The organism is Streptomyces sp. M-16 (genome assembly GCF_052114405.1).
Classification (GTDB): domain Bacteria; phylum Actinomycetota; class Actinomycetes; order Streptomycetales; family Streptomycetaceae; genus Streptomyces.
Genome location: NZ_JBFRER010000051.1, coordinates 23,761 through 50,329 on the forward strand (window position 1 = coordinate 23,761; position 26,569 = coordinate 50,329).

At 73.3% G+C, this 26,569-nt stretch carries 27 protein-coding genes and 1 pseudogene; 12 read left to right on the forward strand and 16 right to left on the reverse strand.

Translation table 11 applies throughout. The features are described from left to right. Nucleotides 1-60: 60 nt before the first annotated feature. Complete coding sequence (locus AB4039_RS23185) at nt 61-873, forward strand: TIGR02452 family protein (RefSeq protein ID WP_442271708.1); 813 nt, start codon at nt 61-63, stop codon at nt 871-873. Nucleotides 874-1,039: 166 nt separating this feature from the next. On the opposite strand, the gene AB4039_RS23190 is transcribed toward AB4039_RS23185, so the two are convergent. Next, nucleotides 1,040-1,504: a type II toxin-antitoxin system PemK/MazF family toxin gene (locus tag AB4039_RS23190; protein ID WP_266846911.1), complete on the reverse strand. Its 465-nt coding sequence runs from the start codon at nt 1,502-1,504 to the stop codon at nt 1,040-1,042. Between the two features lie 380 nt (nt 1,505-1,884). On the opposite strand from AB4039_RS23190, the gene AB4039_RS23195 reads away from it, so the two are divergent. Beyond that, a complete protein-coding gene (locus AB4039_RS23195; RefSeq protein WP_266846910.1) occupies nt 1,885-3,384 on the forward strand; it encodes a cellulose binding domain-containing protein in 1,500 nt (499 codons plus the stop codon). Here AB4039_RS23195 and AB4039_RS23200 read toward each other — a convergent pair. The 6 genes from AB4039_RS23200 to AB4039_RS23225 form a co-directional block, all read right to left on the reverse strand. Then, nucleotides 3,368-4,645: a pyroglutamyl peptidase gene (locus AB4039_RS23200; protein ID WP_442271709.1), complete on the reverse strand. Its 1,278-nt coding sequence runs from the start codon at nt 4,643-4,645 to the stop codon at nt 3,368-3,370. The two genes, AB4039_RS23195 and AB4039_RS23200, sit on opposite strands and share 17 nt — an antisense overlap. Nucleotides 4,646-4,741: 96 nt before the next feature. Next, a complete protein-coding gene (locus AB4039_RS23205) occupies nt 4,742-5,086 on the reverse strand; it encodes a hypothetical protein (protein ID WP_266846907.1) in 345 nt (114 codons plus the stop codon). 140 nt (nt 5,087-5,226) lie between these two features. Beyond that, the gene (locus AB4039_RS23210; RefSeq protein WP_266846905.1) at nt 5,227-5,445 is read right to left on the reverse strand and encodes an ester cyclase; all 219 of its coding nucleotides are present in this window, start codon (nt 5,443-5,445) and stop codon (nt 5,227-5,229) included. Between the two features lie 55 nt (nt 5,446-5,500). Beyond that, nucleotides 5,501-6,973 carry an amidase gene (locus AB4039_RS23215; protein WP_266846904.1) on the reverse strand — a complete coding sequence of 491 codons (1,473 nt, stop codon included), beginning with the start codon at nt 6,971-6,973 and terminating at the stop codon, nt 5,501-5,503. Between the two features lie 117 nt (nt 6,974-7,090). Next, on the reverse strand, nt 7,091-7,786 hold the full coding sequence (locus tag AB4039_RS23220) for an alpha/beta fold hydrolase (RefSeq protein WP_442271710.1): 696 nt from the start codon (nt 7,784-7,786) through the stop codon (nt 7,091-7,093). Nucleotides 7,787-7,835: 49 nt separating this feature from the next. Then, nucleotides 7,836-9,089 (reverse strand): MFS transporter, encoded by a 1,254-nt coding sequence (locus tag AB4039_RS23225; RefSeq protein WP_266846901.1) that lies wholly within the window; start codon nt 9,087-9,089, stop codon nt 7,836-7,838. A gap of 264 nt (nt 9,090-9,353) precedes the next feature. On the opposite strand from AB4039_RS23225, the gene AB4039_RS23230 reads away from it, so the two are divergent. The 7 genes from AB4039_RS23230 (at nt 9,354) to AB4039_RS23260 (ending at nt 16,720) form a co-directional block, all read left to right on the forward strand. Continuing rightward, nucleotides 9,354-10,430, forward strand: a complete 1,077-nt coding sequence (locus AB4039_RS23230) for a LacI family DNA-binding transcriptional regulator (protein ID WP_442271711.1) — start codon at nt 9,354-9,356, stop codon at nt 10,428-10,430. Nucleotides 10,431-10,726: 296 nt separating this feature from the next. Then, nucleotides 10,727-11,926, forward strand: coding sequence for a thiolase family protein (locus tag AB4039_RS23235; RefSeq protein ID WP_442271712.1), 1,200 nt, complete (start codon nt 10,727-10,729; stop codon nt 11,924-11,926). A gap of 151 nt (nt 11,927-12,077) precedes the next feature. Continuing rightward, entirely contained in the window at nt 12,078-13,517 is a 1,440-nt protein-coding gene (locus AB4039_RS23240) for an aldehyde dehydrogenase family protein (RefSeq protein ID WP_442271713.1), read from the forward strand. Nucleotides 13,518-13,598: 81 nt separating this feature from the next. Continuing rightward, nucleotides 13,599-14,000, forward strand: a complete 402-nt coding sequence (locus AB4039_RS23245; protein ID WP_266846894.1) for a thioredoxin family protein — start codon at nt 13,599-13,601, stop codon at nt 13,998-14,000. A gap of 43 nt (nt 14,001-14,043) precedes the next feature. Beyond that, a complete protein-coding gene (locus tag AB4039_RS23250) occupies nt 14,044-15,474 on the forward strand; it encodes a dihydrolipoyl dehydrogenase family protein (RefSeq protein ID WP_442271714.1) in 1,431 nt (476 codons plus the stop codon). A 108-nt stretch (nt 15,475-15,582) separates the two neighbouring features. Continuing rightward, the gene (locus tag AB4039_RS23255) at nt 15,583-15,738 is read left to right on the forward strand and encodes a hypothetical protein (protein ID WP_266846892.1); all 156 of its coding nucleotides are present in this window, start codon (nt 15,583-15,585) and stop codon (nt 15,736-15,738) included. Between the two features lie 217 nt (nt 15,739-15,955). Then, nucleotides 15,956-16,720 (forward strand): metallophosphoesterase, encoded by a 765-nt coding sequence (locus AB4039_RS23260; protein WP_442271715.1) that lies wholly within the window; start codon nt 15,956-15,958, stop codon nt 16,718-16,720. Nucleotides 16,721-16,808: 88 nt separating this feature from the next. Here AB4039_RS23260 and AB4039_RS23265 read toward each other — a convergent pair whose 3' ends face one another. From AB4039_RS23265 to AB4039_RS23290, 6 genes are all read right to left on the reverse strand, one after another. Beyond that, nucleotides 16,809-17,459, reverse strand: a complete 651-nt coding sequence (locus tag AB4039_RS23265; protein ID WP_266846888.1) for a hypothetical protein — start codon at nt 17,457-17,459, stop codon at nt 16,809-16,811. Then, a complete protein-coding gene (locus AB4039_RS23270) occupies nt 17,456-17,893 on the reverse strand; it encodes a DUF6114 domain-containing protein (RefSeq protein ID WP_266846886.1) in 438 nt (145 codons plus the stop codon). Before AB4039_RS23270 ends, AB4039_RS23265 begins: the two co-directional genes overlap by 4 nt. Continuing rightward, nucleotides 17,884-18,441 carry a DUF6230 family protein gene (locus tag AB4039_RS23275; RefSeq protein WP_030229922.1) on the reverse strand — a complete coding sequence of 186 codons (558 nt, stop codon included), beginning with the start codon at nt 18,439-18,441 and terminating at the stop codon, nt 17,884-17,886. The genes AB4039_RS23270 and AB4039_RS23275 overlap by 10 nt, the downstream gene beginning before the upstream one ends. 224 nt (nt 18,442-18,665) lie before the next feature. Next, on the reverse strand, nt 18,666-19,421 hold the full coding sequence (locus AB4039_RS23280) for a MerR family transcriptional regulator (RefSeq protein ID WP_266846885.1): 756 nt from the start codon (nt 19,419-19,421) through the stop codon (nt 18,666-18,668). 28 nt (nt 19,422-19,449) lie between these two features. Further along, nucleotides 19,450-20,646, reverse strand: a complete 1,197-nt coding sequence (locus tag AB4039_RS23285; RefSeq protein ID WP_442271723.1) for a methyltransferase — start codon at nt 20,644-20,646, stop codon at nt 19,450-19,452. 70 nt (nt 20,647-20,716) lie between these two features. Then, nucleotides 20,717-21,097, reverse strand: coding sequence for a tetratricopeptide repeat protein (locus AB4039_RS23290; RefSeq protein WP_266846883.1), 381 nt, complete (start codon nt 21,095-21,097; stop codon nt 20,717-20,719). Nucleotides 21,098-21,227: 130 nt separating this feature from the next. On the opposite strand from AB4039_RS23290, the gene AB4039_RS23295 reads away from it, so the two are divergent. Beyond that, nucleotides 21,228-22,193: a pirin family protein gene (locus AB4039_RS23295; RefSeq protein ID WP_442271716.1), complete on the forward strand. Its 966-nt coding sequence runs from the start codon at nt 21,228-21,230 to the stop codon at nt 22,191-22,193. A gap of 486 nt (nt 22,194-22,679) precedes the next feature. Here AB4039_RS23295 and AB4039_RS23300 read toward each other — a convergent pair whose 3' ends face one another. Further along, nucleotides 22,680-23,843 (reverse strand): HNH endonuclease, encoded by a 1,164-nt coding sequence (locus AB4039_RS23300; RefSeq protein ID WP_442271724.1) that lies wholly within the window; start codon nt 23,841-23,843, stop codon nt 22,680-22,682. A 499-nt stretch (nt 23,844-24,342) separates the two neighbouring features. Here AB4039_RS23300 and AB4039_RS23305 point away from each other — a divergent pair, with 499 nt between their 5' ends. Continuing rightward, entirely contained in the window at nt 24,343-24,690 is a 348-nt protein-coding gene (locus tag AB4039_RS23305) for a hypothetical protein (protein ID WP_442271717.1), read from the forward strand. On the opposite strand, the gene AB4039_RS23310 is transcribed toward AB4039_RS23305, so the two are convergent. Both AB4039_RS23310 and AB4039_RS23315 read right to left on the reverse strand, forming a co-directional pair. After that, nucleotides 24,638-25,045 carry a transposase gene (locus AB4039_RS23310; RefSeq protein ID WP_442271718.1) on the reverse strand — a complete coding sequence of 136 codons (408 nt, stop codon included), beginning with the start codon at nt 25,043-25,045 and terminating at the stop codon, nt 24,638-24,640. The two genes, AB4039_RS23305 and AB4039_RS23310, sit on opposite strands and share 53 nt — an antisense overlap. A gap of 142 nt (nt 25,046-25,187) precedes the next feature. Continuing rightward, nucleotides 25,188-25,637: a hypothetical protein gene (locus tag AB4039_RS23315; RefSeq protein ID WP_442271719.1), complete on the reverse strand. Its 450-nt coding sequence runs from the start codon at nt 25,635-25,637 to the stop codon at nt 25,188-25,190. A gap of 751 nt (nt 25,638-26,388) precedes the next feature. Here AB4039_RS23315 and AB4039_RS23320 point away from each other — a divergent pair. After that, nucleotides 26,389-26,569 (forward strand): annotated as a pseudogene (locus tag AB4039_RS23320) (hypothetical protein); the annotation flags it as partial.

The window sequence follows — 26,569 nt, forward strand, 5'->3', positions numbered from 1 at the left end:
ACCCGTGCCCGGGGCACAAATGCCTTTGCCCTCCCGGCGGTCCGCGCCGAGGATGGCGACGTGAGCAGCAGATTGCGTGAAATCGCGCGGGAGAACGCGCTGATCCTGGCGGCCGGGGGGTACCGGACGCGGTCGGGGCGGCGGATCTCCCTCGCCGCCGACCTGGCGGAAGCCAAGGCCGGAACCAGAATATATGGGCCAAACCAGGTCATTCCAGGCGGAGAGTCCATCGGGGGTGCCGCCGAGACCGTCTTCGAGGTGACGGGGGAGAGCAGTACGGTCGCAGCCCGTCGCCTCGCGGGGCGCGGCCCGGTCGCCGTCCTGAACTTCGCATCGGCCCGCAATCCCGGGGGCGGGTACGTGCGCGGGGCCAAGGCGCAGGAGGAGGCGCTGTGCCGCGCGTCGGCCCTCTACGAGACCCTCCTGGAGGCCCCGGAGTACTACGAGGTGCACCGCGAGGGGAAGAGCACCTTCTACACCGACCGGGTGATTCACTCGCCGGGGGTGCCCGTCTTCCGCGACGACCGGGGCGAGCTGCTGGAGGTCCCGTTCCGTGCCGGCTTCCTCACCTCCCCGGCCCCGAACGCGGGCACGATCCGCCGCCAGGAGCCGGAGCGGGCCCACGAGATCCCCGGCGCCCTGGCCCGGCGGGCCGAGCGGGTGCTGGAGGTCGCGACCCTGCACGGCTACGGACGGCTCGTACTGGGGGCGTGGGGGTGCGGGGTGTTCCGCAACGACCCGGCGCAGGTGGCGGAGGCCTTCCGGGGGCTGCTGACCGGCCGCTTCGCAGGGGTGTTCGAGGAGGTGGTGTTCGGGATCCTGGACCGCTCCCCCGAACCCCGCGAGGCCTTCGAACGGGCCTTCCCGGGCTGAGGACGCCTTTCCCGGGCCGAGGGCGCCCTTCCGGGCCGAGGACGCCTCCCCGGGCCGCCCGGGGGCGGCCCGGCCGGACCTCCCCGACGCGGAGCGCGGCGGGCCCGTGCTCCCGGGGCGGCGGGGAGGTCCGACCCCTGACCGCCGGCCGCGCGGGGGTGCCGGGTTACTGCCAGCCGTAGCGCTCCCGCAGGCGGTCGGTCACCAGCCGGAACCGGCCACGGTCGAGCGCGCACGCCTCGCGGCGCATGCCCGACTCGTGGACCCGCAGTACCCGGTCCAGGTCCACCCAGGACTCCCGTCCGGCGCCGTCCCAGGGTCCCGAGCCGATCGCCACCCACTCGCGGTCGGCGTCGTGCCGCTTGCTGGAGAGCTGGACGGCGAGCAGCGTGTGCCCGCCCGCTTCCCGCGCGACCACGAGCACCGGGCGGTCCTTGCCGCGGCCGTCGTTCTCCTCGAAGGGGACCCAGGTCCACACGATCTCCCCGGGGTCGGGATCCCCGTCCGGATCGGGCGCGTATTCGGTGCGCACGGGGCCGATGGAGACCGGATCGGCCTCGGTGGTGGCGGTGTCCCCGTCCCGGCCGGGCTGTTCGACGTGACTGTTGCCGTGATGCGAAAGAGCCGTCATCCGGCGCAGGTTACTGGCTTTCGCGGCCCCTGTCGCGCAGCCCGCCCCGCGCCGGGACGTGTCCCGCCGCGACGGTGAAGCCCCTGCTCACCGACCGTGGCGGGCCGGGGTCCCGGCATGACCGAGTGCCCGAACGAGGGGATCCATGGGCAGGGTGGCCGCCCCCTCGGCCTCGCCTGAACCGGCACCCGCGCGGTCATTTCGCTTCCGGCGTGTGGTGGCGTACGTACGGAAGTCCGTTTCCTCATCCCCCTCTTACCGCCACCTTAAGCGGAACCTAAGGTTCGTGGCCGGCGGACGGGAAGGGCGGAATGTCCGATTCCGTGAGGCTAGCGTGCTGCCGCACCCCAACTCCCCGGTAACACAGAGGCAGGCACGCGATGGGCAGCACAGTCGGTCACCGCCGTACGACCAGCGGCAAGGCGAAGATCACGGGCGCGATCGTGGCGGCGGCGGTGATCGGTGGCGCCGCCTTCGCGTTCACCGGGACCGCGCAGGCCACCTCGGTCGGCGCGGTGTACACCACCTCCAGTTCCTGGAGCGGCGGTTACACCGGGCAGTACGTCGTCACCAACAACACGGCCGAGGCCCGGGAGGACTGGACCCTGCAGTTCGACCTGCCCGCCGGCACGAAGATCGACTCCCTGTGGAACGGAACCCACACGGTCGCCGGACAGCGCGTCACCGTGAAGCCCGCGAGCTGGAACCGGACCCTGGCCCCCGGGGCCTCCGTCACCGTCGGTTTCGTCGCGAGCGGGTCCGGCACCCCCGGCGCTCCGACGGGGTGCCTGATCAACGGGGTGAAGTGCTCCGTCGACCAGGGCGCGACCCCGCAGCCCAGCGGCCGGCCCACGGGCGGCCCCACCGGCGGCCCGGCCCCCGCGCCGACGGCTCCGACCCGGACCCCCACCGCGGCCCCCACGGCGACCGCGACCGCGACCCCGACCCCCACCGTGACCCCGACCGTCCCCGCGCCCGCCCCGGGCGCCGGCGCGCGCTTCGCCCCGTACGTCGACACCTCCCTCTACCCGGCCTACGACCTGCTCGACACCGTGGCCCGTACCGGCGTGAAGGAGTTCCACCTCGCCTTCGTCACCTCGGGGGGCGGATGCTCCCCGCTGTGGGGCGGTGTCACCGACCTGGCGAGCGACACGGTGGCGGCCCAGATCGGCGCGCTGCGTGCCAAGGGCGGCGACGTCCGCGTGTCCTTCGGCGGCGCCGCCGGACGCGAACTGGCGCTGAACTGCGCGAACGCCGACGACCTCGCGGCCGCGTACGGGAAGGTCATCGACCGGTACCGGCTCACCAAGGTCGACTTCGACATCGAGGGCGCCGCCCTGCCGGACACCGCCGCCAACGCGCGCCGCGCCCAGGCCATAGCCCGGCTGCAGAAGTCCCACCCCGGCCTGGACGTGGCGTTCACCCTGCCCGTGATGCCCGAGGGGCTGACCCAGCCGGGCGTGGCACTGCTGGCCGACGCCAGGAAGAACGGCGTGCGGATCGACGCGGTCAACATCATGGCGATGGACTACGGACCGGCGTACGGCGGGGACATGGGCCAGTACGCGATCCAGGCCGCGACGGCGACCCAGGCCCAGCTCAAGGGCGTGCTCGGGCTCTCGGAGCAGGCGGCCTGGAAGGCCGTCGCCGTCACCCCGATGATCGGCGTCAACGACGTCGCGACGGAGGTCTTCTCGGTCTCCGACGCGACGCAGCTCGTCGAGTTCGCGGCCTCGAAGGGGATCGGGCGCCTGGCCATGTGGTCGGCGACCCGCGACAAGCAGTGCGCGGCCGGAGCGGTGAACCACGCCGACGCCACGTGCAGTTCGATCCTCCAGCAGCCCCTCGCCTTCACCAAGGCGTTCAGCGCCCTGCGTTAGAGGCGCGCAGCACCTCCAGCACCTCCTGGGTGATCGCGTCCTCGTTGTGCTCGAACTCGGCCCCGGTCAACCGGCCGGGGTCGGCGGGCAGTCCCGTGAGCACCGGGGTGTGCAGGTGGCCGCCGGGAAGGTCCGGACGCAGCTCCAGGCGGAGCCGGTTGGAGCGGTAGGCCACCTCGTTGGAGAGGTAGCCGCCGCCTCCGCCCGCCACGGCGCGCGATCCGGGGGTGGGTCCGTCCGCCCGGTCCACCGGGCCCTGCTGCCCGGCGGGTATCTCCGTGACGGCGGTGTTCAGGCGTACCGGATGGGGCGCCTGGACGCCGGTCATGGCCTCGGTGGGCAGACTCGTCCGCAGGAACTCCGCCCCCGGGCCGAGGCCGGGCGCCGTGACGGGCTGTTCGTACGTACCGCCGGAGAGGGCGCCCGCGTTGTCCGGATACGGGTCCGCCGAACGGGCCCGGCCCGCCCAGGCCTCCAGGGTGAAGATCCCGGGGTAACCCTGGCTGATGCTGGTGATCATGTCGGCGGAGCGCGGGCCGGCCGCCAGCCGGGGGCCGTAGGCGCGCTCGACGATGCCCGCGTCGAAGTCGGCGTAGCGGACGGGCAGGACGACGGCCCGGACCTCGGCGGTCGTCCCGTCCGCGAGGGTGATCCGGCGGCCGTTGAGCCGGAGCGCCGCAGAGCCGGAGGGATTGGCCCGGCGCAGTTCGGCGTCCAGCCCGAAGGGGTCGAAGCCGCTGACGAAGATCCGCCGTACGCCCGGGGCCGGCCGGAACCCGTTGGAGGTGAGCCCGCGCGAGGCGTCCTCGAACCGGGACTTCAGGGCCGCGCGGTCGACCGGGAACTCCGGCTGCCACCGCGCGAGCCGGACGGTCATGGCGAGCCTGGCCCAGTAGAGCGGCCGGTCGTCGCCGGCGGGCAGGTCACCGTCGGTCCGGTTTCCCTGGGCGCGGTTCACGGCGGCCTGCCACAGCGCCTCGCCCCACGTGTCGAGGAGGCGTTCCGCCCCGGCGGCGTCGCGGGCGGTGCACAGGGCGGCGGGGAAGCGCCGTACGAAGGAGTCGAGTCCGGCCCGCTCCGGGAACGCGGCGGTCCGCGGGTCCGCGAGGCGGGCCTGCTCCGGGTCCGGTGCGGGGGCGGCGGCCGAGGCCGGGGAGGCCTGGCAGGCGGGGGAGGGGGCCGCGTGCGCGGCGGCGGGCGGGAGGACGGCGGTGACGCCGAGGAAGGCGGCGGCGAGGGCCGCGCGGCGTAAGAACATCATGTGACGTGACGTTACTCAGGGGCGCGCGGGAGGGGAGGGGGATCCGGCCTTCCCCGGCCACGGTCGCGGTGGCCGGGGAAGGCGGGGCCCACAGGATCAGGGGCAGCCGTTGGTGATGTTGATCTCGACGACGCCGGAGCCGAGGCCGAAGCTCTGGCCGGGGCGGATCTGGTCGACGTAGCCGCTGGCGTACTTCAGGTACGCGCAGTCCTGGTTGCGCGCGTCGGTCACCCAGCGGGCGGTGCGGGTCTTGGCACTGGTGGGCTGCCAGCCGGTGTCCTTGTACATCGTCAGGATGTTCTCGTTGCCGTCGAGGAAGCAGACGTACGGCCAGGGGCAGGTCTGCGCGGCAGCGGCGGGCGAGGCGGTCGCGGCCGTCAGGCCGGTCGCGGCCAGGACGCCGGCCAGGGCGACCGAGGCGAACTTGAGGTTTCTGGGCATGGCAAGGCCACCTGTTCTGCAAGGAGTTGGAGAAGTCCGGATCGCGCCGCGAGCCGGCCGTGCCGAATCATATGCGAATGAGACAGGTGGCCGAATAATGCGGTCGCGGTCTTCTCCGTGGCCCCGGTGGCCCGCCCGGATCAGCCGACCTCGGGCCAGTCCCGGCCCAGTTGGATGAAGAGCCCCAGCCGGTCGCTGACCCCGCGGATCCGCGAGATCTTCCCTTCCGTCAGGGTGAACAGCCAGATGGCCTCGACCTCGAACTCGCGGCCCGTGGGCTCGGGCATCCGCGGATGCCGCCCGGTGTGCCGTCCGAGCCGGGTCACCCGGAAGACCACGCGGTCGTCCTCGGCGGGCAATGCAAGATCGAATCCAAGCCGCCGCGAGCGTGGACGGGCGGCTGTCCGGGGCGGTTCAAGGACGCCCCGACTCCGGGCGAACGTTCCCCGGCGGCCAGTGCCGTGCCCAGTCCTCGGCCGCCTCCAGCTGCGCCGCCAGCGCCAGCAGCCTCGGCTCCGACTCCGCCGGGCCCAACAGCTGGGCGCCCAGCGGAAGTCCGTCGGGGGTGAACCCCGCGGGGACGCCGACACCCGGCCAGCCCAGCACGTTCCACGTCCAGGCGTACGGGCACGCGGCGATCATCGACCGGTCCGTGGCCAGCGCTCCCAGCCCGGCCAGAGCGCCGATCCGCAGGGGCGGGGTGGCCGTCGTCGGGGTCAGCACCACGTCGAAGCGGTCGAAGATCTCCCCGGTCCGGCGGCGCAGCAGCCCCTCGGCCCGCCGCGAGAGCCGCAGCGCCAGCCCACCCAGCAGGCGGCCCGTACGAGCCGCCCCGTGGGTGCGTGGATCGAGCAGCCCGGGGTCCGGAACCCGCGCCGCCAGCTCCCGTACGCCCGCCGTCGCGCGCGGCACGAAGGCGGGACCGACGGGGCCGTAGCGAGGATCCTCCGGGATCACCTCGTGGCCCAGCGCCTCCAGCCGCCCGGCCAGCCGCTCCACCGCCGCACGGACCACGGGGGCGAGGGGCGTGGCCGAGGCGGTGAAGGCCGTCCCGTAGGACAGGGCGATCCGCAGGCGGCCCGGCGGCCGGCCGGCCGCTTCCACCGCCGAGAACGGTGCCGGGCGGTGGAGGTCCCCCGGGGCGGGTCCGCTCGCCGCGTCCAGCAGCAGCGCGGCGTCGGCCACCGTACGGGCCAGCACGCCGTTGACCGTGAGCCCGTGGAAGGACTCGGGCTCCGGCCAGGTGGAGATGCGCCCGCGCTGGGGCTTGACCCCCACCAGGTGGGTCCAGGCCGCGGGGATCCGCACCGAGCCCGCACCGTCGGAGCCGAGCGCGGCCGGCACCAGCCCCGCGGCCACGGCGGCGGCCGAGCCGCCCGAGGAACCGCCGGGGGTGTGGGCCGGGTTCCACGGGTTGCGGGTCTCACCGAAGGCGGGACCCTCGGTGAACGGCCACTGCCCCAGCTCCGGGGTCTGGGTCTTGCCCACGATCACGGCGCCGGCCGCGCGCAGGCGGCGTACCGCCTCGCTGTCGGCGGTCCTCGGCGGGAAGTCCCCCGGGCAGCCGAAGGCGGTGGGCTCCCCGGCCACGTCCATGTCGTCCTTGACCGCGACCGGCACGCCCAGCAGCGGCAGCCGCTCACCGCGGGCCAGCCGCGCGTCCGCCGCGTCCGCCTCGGCGAGGGCCGCCTCGGTCCGGACGACCCGGAAGGCGTTGAGCGAGACCTGGGACGCGGCGATCCTTTCCAGCGAACGCTCGGTCAGCCGACGTGCCGTGACCCTTCCTTCGGCCAGGGCCTCGGCCATCTCCAGCAGACCTGAGGGGCCTTGGGGGGCACGACCCCCCAAGGCCCCCGTCGTACCGGCCGCATGCAACGAACCCGCCATCGGACCTCCCCCTTACCGATCGGTAGTACCGACGGTAAGGGGATGCGGCCCCGATCCGGAAGGGACCACCGGCGGGGCGGGCCCGTGGTGTGTCCGTTGGGCGTCAGGGGGTGTTCGCTAGACCCAGCCCTCCAGAGAGGCCATGAATCCGTCGAAGTCGTCCCGGTGGATGGTGTGCCCGGCCCCGGCGACCGTACGGACCTCGAAGCCGCGCTCCTCCAACAGTGCGGCCCGCTCCGGCGGGACGAGGAAGCTCGGGTCGGCGAGCTGGACGAGCGAGGGGACCACGGGGGCCGCCGGCAGCAGGTCCCGGCCGGCCAGGGGGGCGAGGCCGAGCGCGGTGGCCTCGTCCCACACGGCGAGGGTGCTCAGTTCGACGTCCACGTCCTCCTCGTCCCAGCGCGGGTTCATCGCCCGGATCCGCTCGCGGTCGGCCGTCTTGAAACCGGCGAACAGCTCCGGCCCGAGGCCCGGTTCGGGAAGGGCCAGGTGCCAGGCCGGGTCGGAGAACACCGCCCGGGCGGGCTTCAGGCGTGCCACCGCGAGGGACAGGGTCAGGCCGCCCAGGGAATGGCCGAGGGTCAGCTCGGCGCCCGCGGGCAGGGTCTCGGCGAGGTCGTCCGCGAAGAGCTCGGGGCTGTACTCGCCCCGTCCGCTGGCTCCGTGGCCCCGCAGGTCGACGGCGATCACCCGGTAGCCGCGCCCGGCGAGGGCGGGACCGACCCGGCGCCAGGTGCGGTGGTCGGCCATGATGCCGTGGACGAGGAGGGCGAGGCGGTCGCCCTCGCCCCAGGTCTGGGTGCGCAGCTGCACGGTGGAGCCTTTCTCGGAGGTAGGTGGGTACGAAGGGGTGGGGGAGCCGTCAGCGGACGCCGCGGATCGGCCGTACCGCCAGCGCGCCCGCCACGGCCAGCACGGCGGCGATGACGAACAGCGCGGTGTAGCCGCCGCTCACCGAGACGATCACCGAGGCGATGAACGGTGCGACGATCTGCGGTCCCGCGTTCGCGATGTTGAGCACGCCCATGTCGCGCGCGGCGTCCTCGGCCTTGGGCAGCACCATCGTGACGAGCGCGGTGTCGACCGCCATGTAGCAGCCGAAGGCCAGGCCGTTGACCACGGAGAAGGCCAGCATCGCCGACCAGCTCGCCGACACGGCCGGGATCGCCAGCGCCACCGCCGACAGCAGGGCCGAGGCGCCGACGAACAGCTTGCGGCGGTCGAAGCGGTCGGACAGGTAGCCGCCCAGGACGGTGGAGAGGACCATCGCCACGCTCGTCAGCGGCATCAGCACGGCCACGGCCGCCTCGGGTTTCATCCCCTCCGGCAGCACGGTGTGGTCCTGCAGGATGTACAGCTGATAGCCGCTGACCGCGAAGTATTCGAGCACGAGCAGCGCGCGCCCGATGAACGCCCAGCGGAAGTCGTGGTCGCGCAGGGCACCGGTGAAGGCCGCCAGCTGGGCCCGGACCGGCAGGGGTGCGCGCGCCGGGAGCCGTTGCTCGCGCGTGCAGGCGGTGAACAGCACCGCCGCGGCCGCCACCAGCGCGCCGAAGAAGAGGTACCCGGTGCGGTGGTCCTCGGAGAACGCGGCACCCGCCAGTGCGCCGAGGGCGGAGCCGAAGGGCAGGCCGAGGCCGACGGCGGCCGAGGCCCTGCCGCGGGCGGCGGTCGGGACCCGGTCGGGGACGACCGAGGTGAGGGCGGCCTGGTAGACGTTCATGACGGCCTGGCCGAGGCACCAGGCGATGGCGATGAGCAGGACGGTGTCGGCCAGACCCAGCAGGAACATGGCGGGCACGGCGGCGAGGCCGCCGCCGAGGATCCAGGGGTTGCGCCGTCCGCTGCGGTCGGAGAGGGCGCCGGCGACCGGGTTGAAGACCGTCGCGAAGACCGCCGAGACCCCCGCGATCAGGCCGAAGTCGGAGACCTTGTGCACCGGGTCGACGTGCTCGACCTGGAGGGCGAGCAGGATGCCGCCGACGCCGATGTACAGCGAGTACATCGCGGTGTTGCCGACGAGCAGCAGCGGGAGCAGTCCGCGTCCGGGGGCCGGGGCGGCGGAGGTGTCGGAGGTGGCGGCGGTGTTGCCGGTGCCGGGGGAGGAAAGGGCCACGGTGCCCTCCTGGGCAGGGAATGCGAGCGGGTGAGGGGGTGCGCGCCGCCCCGTCGCGAGGGCGGGGTGCGGGAGAACGCGACGGGGCGGCGGCACGGCGGGACACGTGTGGCGCTGCCTCGTGGAGCGGGGAGGGCGACGCCCGTATGCCGTGGTGACGGCGGAGGTTACACGTGTCAATGAATCGTGTAACCACTGCCTAGCACCCGTTTCCGGCCATCCGCTAGACCCCGGGCGTGATCGGTCTGGAAGGATGCCTCGGCAATGTCTCACTCATCGAACGCGCCGATCCCCCCGAGCTCGCCGAAGCCGCGCAGCCGCCGGGCCCCGGCCACCCCGCCCCCCGAACCGGCACCCGCACCCGTCCCGACCAGCGCCGATGTCGCCCGCCTGGCCGGCGTGTCGCGCGCGACGGTCTCGTACGTGCTGAACAACGCGGAAGCCGTACGCATCAGCGAGCCCACGCGCCGCAAGGTCCGCGAGGCCGCCGAGGAACTGGGCTACGTCCCGCACGCCGCGGCCCGCAGCCTGCGCGCCGGGCACACCCGCATCGTCCTGCTGCCCAGCTCGCACGTCCCGGTGGGCCCGCTGTACAGCGCCTTCCTCAACGAGCTCCAGTGGGCCCTGCGCCGTCTCGACTACACGGTGGTCCAGTACGGCAGCGTCGGCCTGAGCGGTGACGAGGCGACGCGGGCGTGGGCCGAACTGCGGCCCGTCGCGGTGATCTCGCTGGGGGAGATCAGTCTGTCCGCGCGCAACGTCGCCACCCTCAAACGGGCCGGGGCGCGCGCGGTGATAACGCTGGGCCCGGTCGGCGTCCCGGGGGCCCACGCCCTCGTGATGGACCAGGCGGAGGTCGGGGCACGGGCCGCCGCCCACCTCGTGGAACGCGGCCGGAGCCGGATCGGCGTGATCGTCCCGCAGGAGGAAGGCCTGGAGCTGTTCTCGGCACCCCGGCTGGCCGGGGCCCGGTCGGTGGAGGGCGCGCGGACCGAGGTGCTGCCGATGGCCTACACGGAGCAGTCCGCGGCGGAGCTGGCGGGCCGCTGGCGCTCGCTCGGCCTGGATTCCGTGTTCGCGTACAACGACGAGTACGCGATGCTGCTGATGCGCGCCCTGCAGGACGAGGGGCTGGACGTCCCCGGGGACGTCGCCGTCATGGGCGCCGACGACCTGCTCATCGGGCGGCTGCTGCGCCCCCGGCTCAGCACCGTCCAGATCGAGCTGCCGACCGGGGACCACCTGGCCTCGCTCGTGGACCGCGCGGTGCGGGAGCCGTCCGAGATCACCCGGCGGCACGATCTGATGGCCGCGACGGCGGTCCACCGCGAATCCACCTGACGCCGGGAGCGCGAGTCCGCCGGAGGGTGTGAGCCCGGGGCCGCCGGGTCATGGGCCCCGAGCCCCGAGCCCCGAGCCCCGAGCCGGAGCCGGAGCCGGAGCCGCGGGCTGTGGTGCGCGCGCCCGGGCGCCGGCCCGGTGGCTGCCGAGGGTGGCCGGGAGGCCGTTGACAGGCGGCGACGTGGGGGCGGAGACTGCGGGCGCGCCCCACCGGGCGTGCCCCGGGGGTGCGTCCCGGTGCCCACACCGGCACCGAACGCGCCGCCGCCCGTACGGATCCGCCCAGGAGCGACCCCATGAGCATCCGCACCGTCCGCGACGTGTACGTCGTCGACGCCGTCCGCACCCCGATCGGCAAGTTCGGCGGGGCCCTCGCCGGGGTCAGGCCGGACGACCTGGCCGCCCACGTGGTGCGCGCCCTGGTGGACCGTACGCCCGACCTCGACCCGTCCCGCATCGACGACGTCGTCTTCGGCGACGCCAACGGCGCGGGCGAGGACAACCGTGACGTGGCCCGCATGGCCGTGCTGCTCGCCGGACTGCCGGTGACGGTGCCCGGCGTGACCGTCAACCGGCTCTGCGGATCGGGGCTCGAAGCCGTCATCCAGGCCGCCCGCGCCATCGCGGTCGGTGACGCCTCCGTCGCCATCGCGGGCGGCGTCGAGTCGATGACCCGCGCCCCCTGGGTGGTGCAGAAGCCCGAACGCGCCTTCCCCGCCGGGCACCAGCAGATGTGGTCGACCACCCTCGGCTGGCGGATGACCAACCCGGCCATGCCCCCCGAGTGGACCGGTTCCCTCGGCGAGGGCGCCGAGCTGATCGCCGAGAAGCACGGCATCTCCCGCGAGGCGCAGGACCTGTTCGCCCTGGAGAGCCACCGCAAGGCCGCGGCCGCCTGGTCCGCCGGGCTCTACGACGGCGAGGTCGTCGGCTACCCGGGCGTGGACCTCGTACGCGACGAGTCCATCCGCGAGGGGTCCACCCCCGAGTCCCTGGCACGCCTCAAGCCCGCCTTCCGCGGCGACGGCTCCGGCACCGTCACCGCCGGGAACGCCTCCCCCCTCAACGACGGGGCCGCCGCCCTGCTGCTCACCGACGAGGCGGGGCTGGCCGCCACCGGACGCGAGCCGCTGGCCCGGATCAGCGCCTCCGCCGTCACCGGCATCGAGCCGCAGCTCTTCGGCCTCGGACCGGTCGACGCCGTCGCGAGGGCGCTCGCCAAGGCGGACCGGCGACTGGCCGACCTGTCCGTCCTGGAGCTCAACGAGGCCTTCGCGGCCCAGGCGTTGGGCTGCCTCGGGGCCTGGCCCGAGCTGGATCCGGCCGCGGTGAACCCGCGCGGCGGGGCCCTCGCCATCGGCCACCCGCTCGGCGCCTCGGGCGCCCGGCTGGCGGGCTCGGTCGCCCACCAGCTGGCGGCGGCCGGTTCGGGTACCGGTATGGCGGCGCTGTGCATCGGCGTCGGGCAGGGCATCGCGCTGGTCCTGGAGCGCTGAACCCGCCCACGCCCCAGGGGAGTCGATCGTTTCCGGTCACCGGATCCTGTCAACTGCCCAATAACTGAACAGAAGTGGTGCCCCCGGTCTGGCACGATGGCGCGTGCTGCCGCCCCCCGCCCCGCCCACCCCCATCCGGAGGCCCCGCGTCATGCCCCTGCTCGACCCGACTCTCTGGCAGGACGGACCCACCCTCACCGGGGGCACGGCCCCGGTCGTCGAACCCGCGACCGGCCGTACCCTCGCCACCATCGACCTCGCCGGGCCCGCCGACGTGGGAGAGGCCGCCGTACGGGCCCGCGCCGCCCAGCGCGACTGGGCGCGGGCGGGCCACCCGGAGCGCGCGGCCGTGCTGCGCCGCGCCGGGGACCTGTTCACGGCCCACGCCGGTGAACTGCGGGAGTGGCTGGTCCGGGAATCGGGCTCGATTCCCGGCAAGGCGGACTTCGAGCTGCACGTCGCCGCCCAGGAGTGCTACGAGGCCGCCGCGCTGGCCTCCCGCCCGGTCGGGCAGGTGCTGCCCAGTGAGGCGCCCCGGCTCTCCTTCACCCGGCGCGTGCCGGCGGGGGTGGTCGGGGTGATCGCCCCCTTCAACGCCCCGCTGATCCTCTCGATCCGCTCCGTGGCGCCCGCGCTCGCGCTCGGCAACGCGGTCCTGCTCAAGCCGGACCGCCGCACCGCCGTCTGCGGCGGCCYCGCGCCGGCCGCCGTGTTCGCGGCCGCCGGACTGCCGGCCGGGCTGCTGCACGTCCTGCCCGGCGGGGCGCGGACGGGTGCCGCGGTGGTGGCCGACCCGCGCGTGCGGGTCGTGTCCTTCACCGGCTCCACCGCCGCGGGGCGCTCCGTCGGTGAACTGGCGGGCCGTCACCTCACTCGCGCCCACCTGGAGTTGGGCGGGAACTCCGCCCTCGTCGTGCTCGCCGACGCGGACGTCGAGGCCGCCGTCGCACAGGCCTCCTGGGGCTCCTTCTTCCACCAGGGCCAGATTTGCATGACCGCGGGGCGCCACCTCGTCCACGCCTCGCTCTACGACGAGTACGTGGAACGGCTCGCCGCCCGCGCCGAGGCCCTGGCCGTCGGCGACCCGTACCGCGAGCCCGTGCACCTCGGCCCGCTGCTCGACCGGACCCAGCTGGAGCGGGTCCACGGCCTGGTCGAGGCCAGCGTGGAGCAGGGCGCCAAGCTGGTCGCGGGCGGCACCCACCGGGACCTGTTCTACCGGCCGACCGTGCTCGCGGGGGTGGCCGACGACACCCCCGCCTACGCGGAGGAGGTCTTCGGTCCGGTGGCACCCGTACGCTCCTTCGCGACGGAGGAGGAAGCGGTGGAGCTGGCCTCGGCGGGCCCCTACGGACTCTCCCTGGGCATCGTCACCCGCGACGCGGGACACGGCCTGGAGCTGGCCGGACGCATCCCGACCGGCATCGCGCACATCAACGACCAGACCGTGAACGACGAGGCGGTGGCCCCCTTCGGCGGAGTCGGCGCCTCCGGTACGGGCGCCCGCTTCGGGGGCGAGGCCAACCTCGACGCCTTCACCGAGCTGCGCTGGACCACGGCCCGCACCACCCCGCCGGCCCACCCGTTCTAGCGACCCGGCGGGGCCGGCGGAATTCAGGGCGCCGGCCGATCGTTCCAGCAGGACACACTGCGATCAGGAGGTCCGGAAACCGTGGCTACAGTCGAACTCACCAAGGAGAACTTCGACCGGACGGTCAGCGAGAACCCGTTCGTGCTGATCGACTTCTGGGCGGGCTGGTGCCGCCCCTGCCTGCAGTTCGCCCCGGTCTACGAGAAGGCCGCCGAGGCCAACCCCGACCTGGTCTTCGCCAAGGTGGACACCGAGGCGCAGCAGGAGCTGGCGGCGGCCTTCCAGATCAGCTCGATCCCGACGCTGATGATCGTCCGGGACCAGGTCGCCATCTTCGCGCAGCCCGGAGCGCTGCCCGAGGCGGCGCTGACCGACCTCATCGGGCAGGCCCGCGCCCTGGACATGGACGAGGTCCGGGCGAAGATCGCCGAGTCCGCCCCGGCCGACGGCGCGGACGGGACCCCCGGCACGCCGGAAGCCTGACCTTGCGGGACGTGCCCCCCGCGCTGCGGTGACACTGGACCGCATGACTGAAGCGGTGGAGTACGACGTCGTGGTGCTCGGTGGGGGCCCGGCCGGCGAGAACATCGTCGACCGGACCCGCGCCGCCGGGCTGAGCACGGCGCTGGTGGAGAGCGAACTCGTCGGCGGTGAGTGCTCGTACTGGGCCTGCATCCCCAGCAAGGCCCTGCTGCGCCCGGCGCTCGCCCGGTCGGAGGCACGCCGGGTCCCCGGACTGGCCGGATCGGTCCGGGGGCCGCTCGACGCGGAGGCGGTGTTCGCGCACCGCGACTACTGGACGGGTGACTGGAAGGACGACGGCCAGCTCGACTGGATGGACTCCATCGGCGCCCACCTCTACCGGGGCCACGGCCGCCTGTACGGGGTCCGCAAGGTCGCCGTCACCAGTCCCGAGGGGGAGCACCACATCCTCGCCGCCCGGCACGCCGTGGTCGTCGCCACCGGCACCCGGGCCGTGGTCCCGGACCTCCCCGGGATCGCCGGGGCCCGGCCCTGGACCAGCCGTGAGGCCACCTCCGCCCGCGAGGTGCCCGGCCGGCTGCTGATCGTGGGCGGTTCCGTGGTGGCCGCCGAGATGGCCACGGCCTGGCAGGCCCTCGGATCCCGGGTGACCGTCCTCGTCCGGGGGTCGGGGCTGCTGCCGAGGATGGAACCCTTCGCGGGCGAGCTGGTCGTCGAGGCGCTGACCGAGGCCGGCGCGGTGGTGCGCACCGGGGTGGCGGTCGAGGCGGTCGTACGGGACGGTCCGACCGGGCCGGTGACCGTGGTGCTGGAGGGCGGCGAGACCCTGGAGGGCGACGAGCTGCTGATGGCGACGGGGCGGGCGCCGCGGACCGAGGACATCGGGCTGGAAACGGTCGGGCTGACCCCGGGCGGCTGGATCGGTGTCGACGAGAGCTGCCGGGTCCCCGGGCACGACTGGCTGTACGCCGTCGGGGACGTCAACCACCGGGCGCTCCTCACCCACCAGGGCAAGTACCAGGCCCGGATCGCGGGCGCGGCCATCGCCGCCCGCGCGGCCGGATCGCCGGCCCCGGACACCGCCCGTTGGGGCGCGCACGCCGCCACCGCCGATACCGAGGCCCTGCCCCAGGCGGTGTTCACCGACCCGGAGGCCGCCGCGGTCGGCCTCACCCTCGCCGAGGCGGAGCGGGCCGGGCACCGGGTGCGCGCCGTCGACCACGACCTCGGCAGGGTGTCCGGCGCGGGCCTGTACGCCGACGGGTACCGAGGACGGGCCCGGATGGTCGTCGACCTCGACCGGGAGGTGCTCTTGGGCGCCACCTTCGTGGGGCCCGGCGCGGCCGAGCTGGTGCACGCGGCGACGGTCGCGGTGGTGGGCGAGGTGCCGATCGGGCGGCTGTGGCACGCGGTTCCCTCCTTCCCGACGATCAGCGAGGTGTGGCTGCGGCTGCTGGAGACGTACCGGGGGTAGCGGCGGGCCCCCGCCGGTGAGGCGGCCACCTCTACCGGTGCGGTCACCGACGGCGGCGGCACCTGGGGCCTCGGGGTCTGCCCGGCCGCGGCGGCGGAGGCGGGCGCGGTGAGCCGCACGGCGGCCGGTGCCACCGGCTCCGGCCGCGCCGTCGGCGGTACGGGAACCGCCCCGGCCGGCGGCGGCCCGCTCGCCTCCACCGGCACGGCCGTGGCCGCCCTCGCCGGGGTGCCGTCGTCCTCTCGGCGGCCGGCTGGGGCCTGACCGGGCTCCGGCGCGGGTGCCCGCGCGTCGGGCCCTGATTCCGGGCGGAACTCCCCGTGGCCGGGCGACGGGGAGTTCCCGCACCCTGGGCGGGAGCGGGGTCTGCCCGCGCACCCTGTTGAATGGGCCGAACGAGCCGTCCCCGGCCGGGCCGTGACCGACCGCCACGCGCCGCGCCGGTGTCGGCCACGCACCGGCGACGAAGGAGCCACCGTTCGTGATCGTGATCGCGCAGCTCAGTGATGTCCATTTCGACGGCGGGACCCGCGCCGCGGAGCGCACCCGCGCCGTACTGGAGTACCTGGACGCCCTCCCGTACGACCTGGACGCGGTCCTGATCAGCGGCGACATAGCCGACCACGGGACGGACGCCGAGTACGAGGAGGCCCGCAAGGCGCTCGCCTCCCGCCATCCGGCCGTCGTCTGCCCCGGCAACCACGACGAGCGCGGCGCGTTCCGCCGGGTCCTGCTGGGTCAGGAGGAACCGTCCGCGGACCCCGTCGACCAGGTGCTGCGCGGCGAGGGCTTCGTCCTGGCCGTGTGCGACTCCTCGGTCCCCGGCAAGGACCACGGGTACCTGGAGGACTCCACGCTCGCCTGGCTCGACGGCATCCTCACCGGGACCCCGCACGAGGTCCCGGTACTGGTCGCCTTCCACCACCCGCCGGTCCCGCTGCACACCCCGTACGTGGACGACATCAGGCAGTTCGGTGAGGAGCGGCTCGCGGCCCTCGCGGAGCGCCACCCCCACCTGCTCGCCTTCCTGTGCGGGCACGCCCACACGGCGGCCGTGACCACCTTCGCGGGCCGCCCGCTGCTGGTGGCGCCCGGGGTGGTGTCGACCCTGCGCCTGCCCTGGGAGGAGCAGACGGATCCCGACCACCACGTCCACCTCGACGAGCCGCCGGCCGTCGCCTTCCACGTGATCGGCGACGACGGGCGGCTCACGACGCACTACCGGGTGGTCATCGAGCGTCCGTAGGCGTAGCCGTAGCCGTAGCGGTACGTCGTCCCACCGTCACCGGGAGGTTCCGGCAACGGTGGGACGGCGGTGCGCGGGGCGGCCCCGGTCAGGGGGCGACGGTGATCTGCTGCGCCGGGTCGGTGGTGTCGGTGACCTTGTAGACGGCGTTGAAGGCGGACGAGGTCGCGCTCGTCGGGCAGCCGAAGCCACCGGTCACCGTGACCGGGACCGAGGCGTTGGTGAAGGTCAGGCTCGGCGGGGCGCCGTTGGCCCAGGTGCCCGGGACGGACGCCGGACCGCCGGGGGCGGCGGTGACGGTGCAGGTGGCGAGTCCGGTCGTGTGCACGACGAGACCGCCGGTCGGCACCGTCATGGTGGCCGTGATCGGGGAACCGTTCTGCATGGACACCGACCAGGCGCCGCTGGTGGTCACGGTCGGGGTCACGCCCGGCAGGCTCGACGTACACGAGCTGTAGGTCGGAGGCGAGATGGGCGAGGAGACGGGCCCGGCCGCGTTGTGGTTGCCGGGGGCGGCCGGCACCGTGCCGGTGGAGACGGAGACCGTGCAGGTCACCGTGACCGAACCGGCCTTGAGGGTGGCCTTCCCGCTGAGGGTGGCCTGGAAGGTGTGCCCGGCCGGGGTGACGGTCGTCGACCCGGCCAGCGGTAACGGCGCGGCGGTGGCGGTGGCGGAGGCGACCGTCAGGGCGGCCGCGGCCGCCATGCCGAGGGCGAGCGCGGTACGCGTACGGCTCATGGCTGTGCTCCTTGGGGATCGGGGTGCGGGGTGGGGGAGTCCCCGGCGGGGGAGGGCCGGGCGGGGGCGGCGGAGCCCCCGGTGCGCGGGGCGGCGTACGGCTGCCAGGCGAACATCAGCCCGCCGCCGAGGATGCCGAGCAGGGTGCCGATCAGGAACCCGCCGAGGTTCGACAGGACCAGCGCGGCGGTGGCGATGAGCGTGGTGAGGACCCCGGCGAGGGAGCGCTGCCGGGGGGAGAACCAGGCGGTGAGACCGAGGACGATCATGATGATCCCCATCAGGACGGACGGGATCCCCGCCACTCCCTGCTGGAGCATGATCTTCAGCGGTGCCAGCGGCAGTACGCAGATCCAGGCCCCGGCCAGGACCGCGAAGAGCCCGCCCCAGAAGGGCCGGCCGCGCCGCCACCGCCGCCAGCGGCTCAGAAGCATTCCTTCTTGCCCTTGCTGATGTTCATGCTCAGCCCGGAGAGCTTGAAGGTGCCGGCGTTGGTCGCCCACGCCGTCTGCTGCAGGTTGGAGATGGTGACCGTGTCGGCCTGCTGGGCGAAGAGGTCCTGCATGCCGACCGCCTCGGCCGGCCCCTTGTCGAGGGTGGAGGCGTCGCGGCCGATCTCGATGTTCTTGAAGACCGCGTCGCCGGCGAGCTGGGTCGCGTCCACGAACAGGTTGCTGGCCTCGACGGGGTCCTTCTTGCCCGCGGTCAGGTTGAGCGAGATGTCGCCGATGACCGGGAGGGTGGTGACCACCGACTGGCAGAGGCTGTGCAGCTTGGCCTCCTTGATGGCGGTGACCGCCACCGGGATCAGCTCCTCGCGGGCGTTGACGTCGACGCTGCCGTACTGGGCGAAGCCCTCGCCCTCCAGGCTCGTCGCCGACACCTTGAACTGCTGCCCCGACACCGCGAAGGAGGCGGCGAGCGCTCCCTGGGCGAGGGCGATGCCCAGCCCCGCGGTCACCGCCACGGCGGGCAGGGTCAACAGGGCGAAGCGGCGCCAGCGGACCCGGCCCTCACCTCTGTCGGCGGTGTCCGCGGGGTCCGGGGAGGCCACGCCTTCCCCGCCGGGCGGTTCGGATAAGTTCGGTGAGCTTGCCATGAGATCGTCCCTTATCTCGGCTGTGCACCTTTGTTACCGACGAGTTGAATGTAAGAGTGCCAATGGTGGTTGGCAAGGTTGCGTGAGCGCACCTTTTCGGCCGACTCCTACTGCTCCGTACGCAGCAGTTCGGCTACCTCCGCCTCCACCCGCCGCGCCATCGCCCGCGCGAACTCCGCGGCCACCACCTCACCCGCGACCGGCCGCAGGGCCGCCACCGCCTCGCGGATGTGATCCAGCTGGGTGGCCGAAAGATGCTCCAGCCCGTCCGGGCCGATCACATGCCGACGGAACAGCCCCACGAACCGGTCCGCGAGCGCGGCGGCCTGTGCCTGGACGAACTCCCCGGCGTCCAGGATCTCCGCCAGCGGCACCCCCTGCCGCACCAGAGCCACCGTGGCCTCCAGCAGCCGCCGGCTCGGATACGTGACCCGGTCCCCGTCCAGGCGTACGTAGCCCAGCTCGGCCGCACGCCGCGTGTCCTCGGCCGAAGCCGCCGGGCCGAACAGCTCGCGCAGCTCGGCCCGGGTCATCGACACCGGGTCCTCCTGCACCCAGTCCCGGGTCATTTCCCGCTCCAGGCCCAGGAGTTGCGACAGGCCGCCGCCCTGCTCCCACGCGGAGAGCAGCTCCGCGATGCCGTTGACGGTGTAGCCGCGCCCCAGCAGGTCGCTGACCAGGCGCAGCCGGGTCAGGTGGTCGTCGGAGTACCAGGCGATCCGGCCCTCGCGGAGCGGCGGCGGGAGCAGCCCCCGCTCCTGGTAGTAGCGCAGGTTGCGCACCTTGACGCCCGCCGCCCGGGCCACCTCCTCGCGGCGGTAGCGCCGCTCCCCGCCCGTGTCCGTCCGCGCCCCGTTGCTCACGCGGCCGAGTGTAGGACGTACCGGCAGGTCACATGGGGCGCTGCTTCGCCTCCCGCTTGACCGCCCGCAGGACCACGAACTTCGGCTCGCTCGCGACGACTTCGCTGTTGCCGAAGAGCCGCCGCAGGTGCGTGTGGTACCCCATGTGGCGGTTGGCCACCACCCACAGCTCGCCGCCGGTGCGCAGCACCTTGCGGGACTGCGCGAACATGCGCAGCGCCGTCGCGTCCGTCGTCGCCTGGTGCGAGTGGAAGGGCGGGTTGTTGAGCACCAGGTCCACCGAACCGGGCTCCAGCATCGCGACCCCGTCGCCGACCCGGAACTCCGCCGTGCGCCGGCCCGGCGGGACGTTGGCCTCGTAGGTCGCCCGCGCCGAGGCGACCGCCTGGTACGACTCGTCCGTGAAGACGACCTCGGCGTCCGGGTCGGCGACGGCGACCGCCGTGCCGACGACGCCGTTGCCGCAGCCCAGGTCCACGACCCGGGCCCCGTCCGTGTTCGTCGGGATGCTCTGGAGGAAGAAGCGCGTGCCCACGTCCAGCCGGTCCGCGCAGAAGATCCCGGCGTGGTTGACCACGGTCAGCCCGGCGCCCGAGCCCCCGTCCTCGTCCACCGTGTACGTCACCGGCCACGGCCCCGCGCCCGCCGGCCGGGCCGCGCCCGGGGCGGTGGGGGTGCAGAAGATCAGGCGGGCCTTCTTCTCCGCGAGCGAGGTCTTCGTCGGCCCGAGGATCTTCTCGAACAGGCGCAGCGTGGAGGTGTGGATCTCCTTCACCATGCCGGTGCCGACGACCACGGTGCCCTCGTGCACGTGCGGGGCCAGCCGGTAGAGCTGGTCCTCCAGCAGCGCCAGGCTCTTGGGCACCCTGATCAGCAGGACGTCGATCCGCTCGGGCGGCGCGTCCTGCGAGGTCAGCAGGGTCACCGTGGACTTCGCGGTGCCGATGCCGGCCCGGTCCAGGTTCGCCTCGGTGGCGGCGCGGGTCAGCGAGGAGTCGGTGATCTGCGTGGGACGGTACGCGGCCAGGGCCGTCGTCAGCGCCCCCCAGCGGTCGCCGACCACGGTGACCTGCCCGGCACCGGCCAGGTCCACCGGGCCGCGCTCGCCGGTACCGGCGTCGAGATGACGCAGCAGGTACTCGTCGGCGGCGTCCCAGGCGCGGAGCTGGTCGCGCGGGTCGACGGGGAAGCGGGTGAGTTCGTAGGAGCCGAATGGCGTGGTCAGGCGGTTCATATGGGACCCAGGCTAGCCGAGGCCGCCCCCCGGCCCCGCACACGCGGGGCCGGACGGCCCACTACTGCGGGAACTCGCCGGCCATCGCGGCCGCCAGCCGCAGGTGCGGGCGGGCCTCCTCGGCCCGGCCGCGCCGTTCCAGGGTGCGGCCGAGCATCAGGCGCGCGTACTCCTCCACCGGCCACCGCTCCAGGATGGCGCGCAGCTCGGACTCGGCGCGGGAGAGCTGCGCGGAGTGGTAGTAGGCGCGGGCCAGCAGCAGCCGCGGAGCGAGCTGCTCCGGGGACTCCTCGGCGACCGACACCAGAACGCGGGCGGCCGTCGCGTACTCCCGGGCCTCGAAGAACAGCTGCCCGCGCTCCCAGCGCTCGGCGGCACTCCCGTGCAGGTGGTAGGCGTCCCCACCGGTGCCCACCGTCATCTTCCCCGTCCTCACGTCCATGCCCGCAGGCTCCTTCCGCTCGCTTTCGTGGCCGCTGTCGGTCATCGGTGGCTGCAACACCGTCGCGGGGGCGGACATTCCGGCAAGCGGAACGGGAGCCGCCGGGCCCGGCGGCGTTAAGTTGTGGCGTATGAGCAATCTCGATCGCCAGCCCGCTCTCGCCACCTGCGGCGGCCGCGGCTTCGTCGTCGCCGAACCGGTCCGTGAACTCCTCAGCCCGCGCACCGTCAAGCTCGGGGAGGCCACCGAGGTCCGCCGCCTCCTGCCGAACCTGGGCCGCCGCATGGTGGGGGCCTGGTGCTTCGTCGACCACTACGGCCCGGACGACATCGCGGACGAGCCCGGCATGCAGGTCGCGCCGCACCCGCACACCGGCCTCCAGACGGTCAGCTGGCTGCACGAGGGCGAGGTCCTGCACCGCGACAGCGTCGGCAGCCTCGCCACGATCCGCCCGCGCGAGCTGGGCCTGATGACATCGGGCCGGGGCATCAGCCATTCCGAGGAGAGCCCCCGCCCGCACGCCCGCTTCCTGCACGGCGCCCAGCTGTGGGTGGCCCTGCCGGACGCCCACCGGGACGTGGACCCCCACTTCCAGCACCACGCCGACCTCCCGACGGTCACGGCCCCGGGCCTCACCGCGACCGTGATCCTGGGCACCCTCGACACGGCGACCTCGCCCGGCACGGCGTACACCCCCATCGTCGGCGCGGACCTCACCCTCGCGGCCGGCACCGAGACCCGCCTCCCCCTGGACCCGGACTTCGAGTACGCGGTCCTGTCGATGTCGGGCGAGGCCCGCGTCGACGACGTCCCCGTCCTCCCGGGCTCGATGCTCTACCTGGGCTGCGGCCGCACCGAACTCCCCCTGCGCGCCCTCTCGGACGCAGGCCTGATGCTGCTGGGGGGCGAGCCGTTCGAGGAGGAGATCGTCATGTTCTGGAACTGGATCGGACGGTCACACGGCGATATCGCGCAGGCCCGCGAAGACTGGATGAACGGGTCCCGATTCGGTGAGGTGAAGGGCTATGACGGCCCTCCGATTCCTGCCCCGGACCTGCCCCCCACGCACCTGAAGCCGAGAGGAAGGGTTCGCTGACCTGCTGGTTTGCGCGGACCTCGCAGCACTTCACAGGGCTGCTGTCGAGGCCCGGCTGCTGCCGGTGGCACTGTGCGCTGTACTGGCGTGGCCCGAACGGCGGACCGGGCGGCCGCACCTCCCGCGGGGTGCGTCCCGGTCGGCTGCGGCGGATCGCCTGCGGCAGGTACTCGACACCGTGTTCGGCGCCGGGACCCCGACCGTCACCGGCACGGGCCGCACGGTGCGGGGCACGGCGGGCGCCGAGCTTGCCGACGTCGAGCGCCACCCGGAGGACTGCTCGTGGTGTGCTCGGGCCCACGCGGCCCACAGCCGCACCCCTGGAGGCTGCCACTCGACGTCCGGGAACTCGCCTGACGCCGTAGCCCCTCCTCGGTCCGCCAGGCCAGCGCCGGCGCCCCGCCAGCGGCGGGTCGGCGAGGGTGGTGTGACCCAGTTCCGGAAGGAGGGAAGGGCCACCGCATCGCGCCTGCAGCGGACCCTGCCTCACTGAACCCGCGCCGGTCTGGTCGGGAGCCGAACCGAGTCCTGCCGATTGGATGGGACGCGGTAGCGCGGCGATTTTCGTCCGAGCCGCCATTCCATGAGAGTCCTGTCGCCCTTTGCGAGATTGCAGTCGGGGCAAGCCGGTACCAGGTTGCCGATTCCGTCGACCCCTCCTCGGGAGATGGGCACCACGTGCTCCTGGTGCAGGGCTCGCGAACGATCCCCGCAGTACGCGCACCCGGCCTCGTACCGAGCCCACAGACGCAGGAGGTCGCGGTCGCTGACCCTGTACCGTTTCGCCTGGGCAAGCATCGCTCTGCGCTGATGGTTTCCGCGACGCTTTGCAGCCCGTACCTTTTCCGTGTTCGCCTCAAAGTAGGCGCGGCGGGAGCAGCGGCCCGAACAGTACATGCGGTGCGCCGTACTGAGAGGCATCCGCTGCCCGCAATGGCTGCAAGGGCGCGAACGAAGAGCGGAACCCACAGTGCGCTCGTACTGGGCCTTCAAGCGGCAGGCCTGACCACAGAATCGGGCGCCAGCCCGACGCTGAGACATCGCGCCACCACACCAGGCACATTCGCCGGCCTTCGGCCGAGGGGTGTAGTTGGCCCTGTACCAGCAGCCCTGGCCGCAGTATGAGCGGAGACCGTGTTCACGCACGTCGATCGCCAGACCGCAGACCGCGCACTCCCGGTCCGGCTTCCCTTCCAGCCGCTCCACCTTGCGCCGCCTGGCCTGAGCTGCATTGTTTGCGCTGGCCTGGCAATCGGCGGAGCAGAAGAGGGCGAGAGCGCGCCGTCCGATCGGAATCGTTAGACCACAGCCCTTGCAAGACCGGGGCCCCGTGCGCTCCCGTGGCTTGTCGAGATCGCGGCACGGCTGGCAGGACTGCGGTTTGCGTCCAGGAAGATCACTGGGTACGAGGAAGGTGTTGCCGCAACGCCTGCACAGAAGCGATACCCAAGCGGGTCGTGCGGCGGCACGTCTTACGCGCCGCCGGACTAGGCGCTCCTCGCGAGACAGGGCAGGCTCACGGGGGACGTGCCCTTGTGCGTCATAGCGGCACTGGCCACTGCAGAACCTTGCCTTCGGGTGGCGGTGAGTGATGTCGGCCCCGCAGACTTCGCACGTTCTCTTGCCACGCAGCAGGCGCGCTTCGTCCATGCGGACGGTGTGGTAGTCGCTGCGCTTACGGATCGTTGCTGCCACTCTGTGTGCCTCGGTGCAGTAGCGCGGCGGCGCCCCCACTCGGTTGGGGCGGGCGAACGGCACGTGGCACTCCTCGCAGATGAGCACGGACGGGCGACGTGCTTCCAAGGCGCAAGTGTCAGAGCAGTACTTCGCCAGCCCATGCCGGTGACTGATGTCCTTCGTACATACGGCACATGTCCTCACGGGGGAGTACCTCCGTCCGTTGCTCGGCCCGTCGGGCGGCACCCACTGCGGCTTCCAGCCGCAAGGTAGGTCACGGCACTGACAACGGCCTGAGTGAGCGCCAGCTGACGCTCCGGTGGCTGGCTGCACGACCAACGGCGTGCGCTGAGTCCTTCTGGCGGTTGCCTTGAGAAGCCGTATCTCAACCGAACGTGATCCGTTGGTTTCTGCTGGTCAGGCATGGTCTCCTTCGGAGTGAGGGAGGCATGCGGCGTCTTGTGTCCGCTTCATGACCGAGGGGTCGCGGTGGCGTCGGTGCCTGGGAATGCTGGAGGAGCGGGAGGCTGCTGCCCGGGTGCGGGTGGAGGGCCTGCGGGAGGAAGACGCGCGGTTGGCTGAGGTGCTGGAGGCCGCGGAGATCGAGCTGGACCGGGGGGTGATCGCGCGGGAGGAGTTGGTAGAAGCCCTGGCCGCGTCCGCCGCCGAGTCCACTGCCGTGACCGAGGCCGAGGCGGAGCGGGAAACAGCGGCGTCGGCCGTGCCGCTGCCCCGCGGGTGGCTCCTCGCCGAGGCGTCGGGGGCGTTCAGTGCCGGACGGCGGTCCGGGGCCGTGCCAGACGCCGGCTCATCCGGGTGATCATCGACCACCGGATCGCCGCTCCGCTGGAAGCGGGCAGCGTCTCGTAGTCCCGGGCCAGACGGCGGGAGTTCATCAGCCACGCGAACGTGGGCTCTGCCACCCAGCGCCTTGGAAGCACCACGAACCCCGTCATGCCGTCGGTCCGCTTGACGATCTCCAGGATCAGGGCGAGTGTGTCCCGGCACCAGTCGACGAGGCCGCCGGTGTAGCCGCCGTCGGCCCAGACGAGGGTTCCCGCCGTCGTAGCCGCGTGAAGCGGCCGGCACGGTCGCTGCGGCCCGCACCGACTGCGCGTCGATGATCCCCGCCGTGGGCTCCGCCTCGCGGCCCTCGCGCATCCGGACCTTCCCACGCAGCCGGTCGTGGAACTCGGTGATCAGCCCGTGCTCGCGCCAGCGGCGGAAGAAGGCGTAGACCCGGCCCCAGGCGGGGATGTCCGCAGGCGGTCGATGCCCAATCGGATGTCGGGCCGAAACCGCCGACCGCGATCATGATCACCCCGGTCGCCACGGCAGGACGTCCTGCCGCCGTGGCCATGCCGGGACGGGTGGAGGCCACGAGGGCAGACCGGAAACCTTGAACACGCCGTGGGCCATCCCGCGGTTGATGCGCTCCGACAGTTCACGCAGGGCGGCCGCGCCGCTCAGCAGGGTGCCGCCCCGGATCGATGTGCGGGCGTCCATGTCGAGGAGGTGCCACATCGCGGGGTTCCGGATCAGGACGGTCGGGTCGATCTCGACCCGGCTTCCCTCCGTGTCGCGGAGGGCCATCCGCTGGGCCACCCCGTCGTACCACCGGACCGAGATCAGGGAGTCGGCACGGACCGTTTCCTCCACCAGTACTCCGCTCTTGCTCAGCAGCCCCGGACGCACCGAGACCCGCGACGGAACCAGGATCACGAAGACCACCCCGGCCAGGCCGGTCCAGAGCAGGCCGCGGGTCACGTCGAGCTCGTCCAGGCCCGCGTCCGTGCTCGTACCGGGGCGGGCTGCATGGCGTGGGGGCGGGGTCCGGCTCGAACGGCCCGGCCTGGTTGGCCATGAGGATCACCATCGTCGCGCCGAGGAGCAGGCGCGAACGGCGGATCGCCTTGCGCCGACCGGCCGCCGAACCCGGTTGCGCCGGGGAAGCCCCCTGTGTACCTGCCGCTCAGCCGGCGCCGGTCGGTCCGAGGGGAGGGCTCCCCATGGGCCTCGGCCAGCTTCACCGCATGGCTGGGGTCCGGCCTCCCGGGACTCGCGCCGCCATGCCCATCTTCGGGAATCATTCGGCCGGGCTGCATTCCTGGAATCCAGCACTCCGAAACAACTTATGCAGATGCCCCGGAATAAGGAATTCCGATGCTCCGGAATGACACCTTCGGAACCCGGCGCTCCGAGGCCTCCGCAATCCCAGATGTGGCGCACGTCACTTCGGTGTCGTTGGACGAAAATTCAAGCCGAGTGCTTACATATGGAGGGCTCTCGACGGCCACCCTTACCGCCGCCGAGTTCGTAACCCCGACTTCTTCCGGGGCTATCGCAACTGAACGTGCAGTTACGCTCATTCCGGGAGCGGGGGGCTTCCGCGGGGTGATGGACTCGTGTACGCGTTCATCCATCCGCGCCGTACGGCGGCCTTCTCTTCCGCTTTGATTCATTGCTTCGGGGCTCTCCCGAACCGACGAATAGGACAGTGATGAAGGCACGGAAGACGATGCGCCGCGCTGTTGGCGCGGCCCTGGGGGCGGGTGCCCTGGCGTGGCTCGCGGTCGCGGGCGGAGTCGCCGGAACGGGCGCGCCGGTCGGCGCCTCGGCGATGGGTTCCGTCGCGGACGAGGGCCCTGGTTACGCGATCGAGGACTTCGGTTATCCGAACGCCGACAAGATCCTGGCGG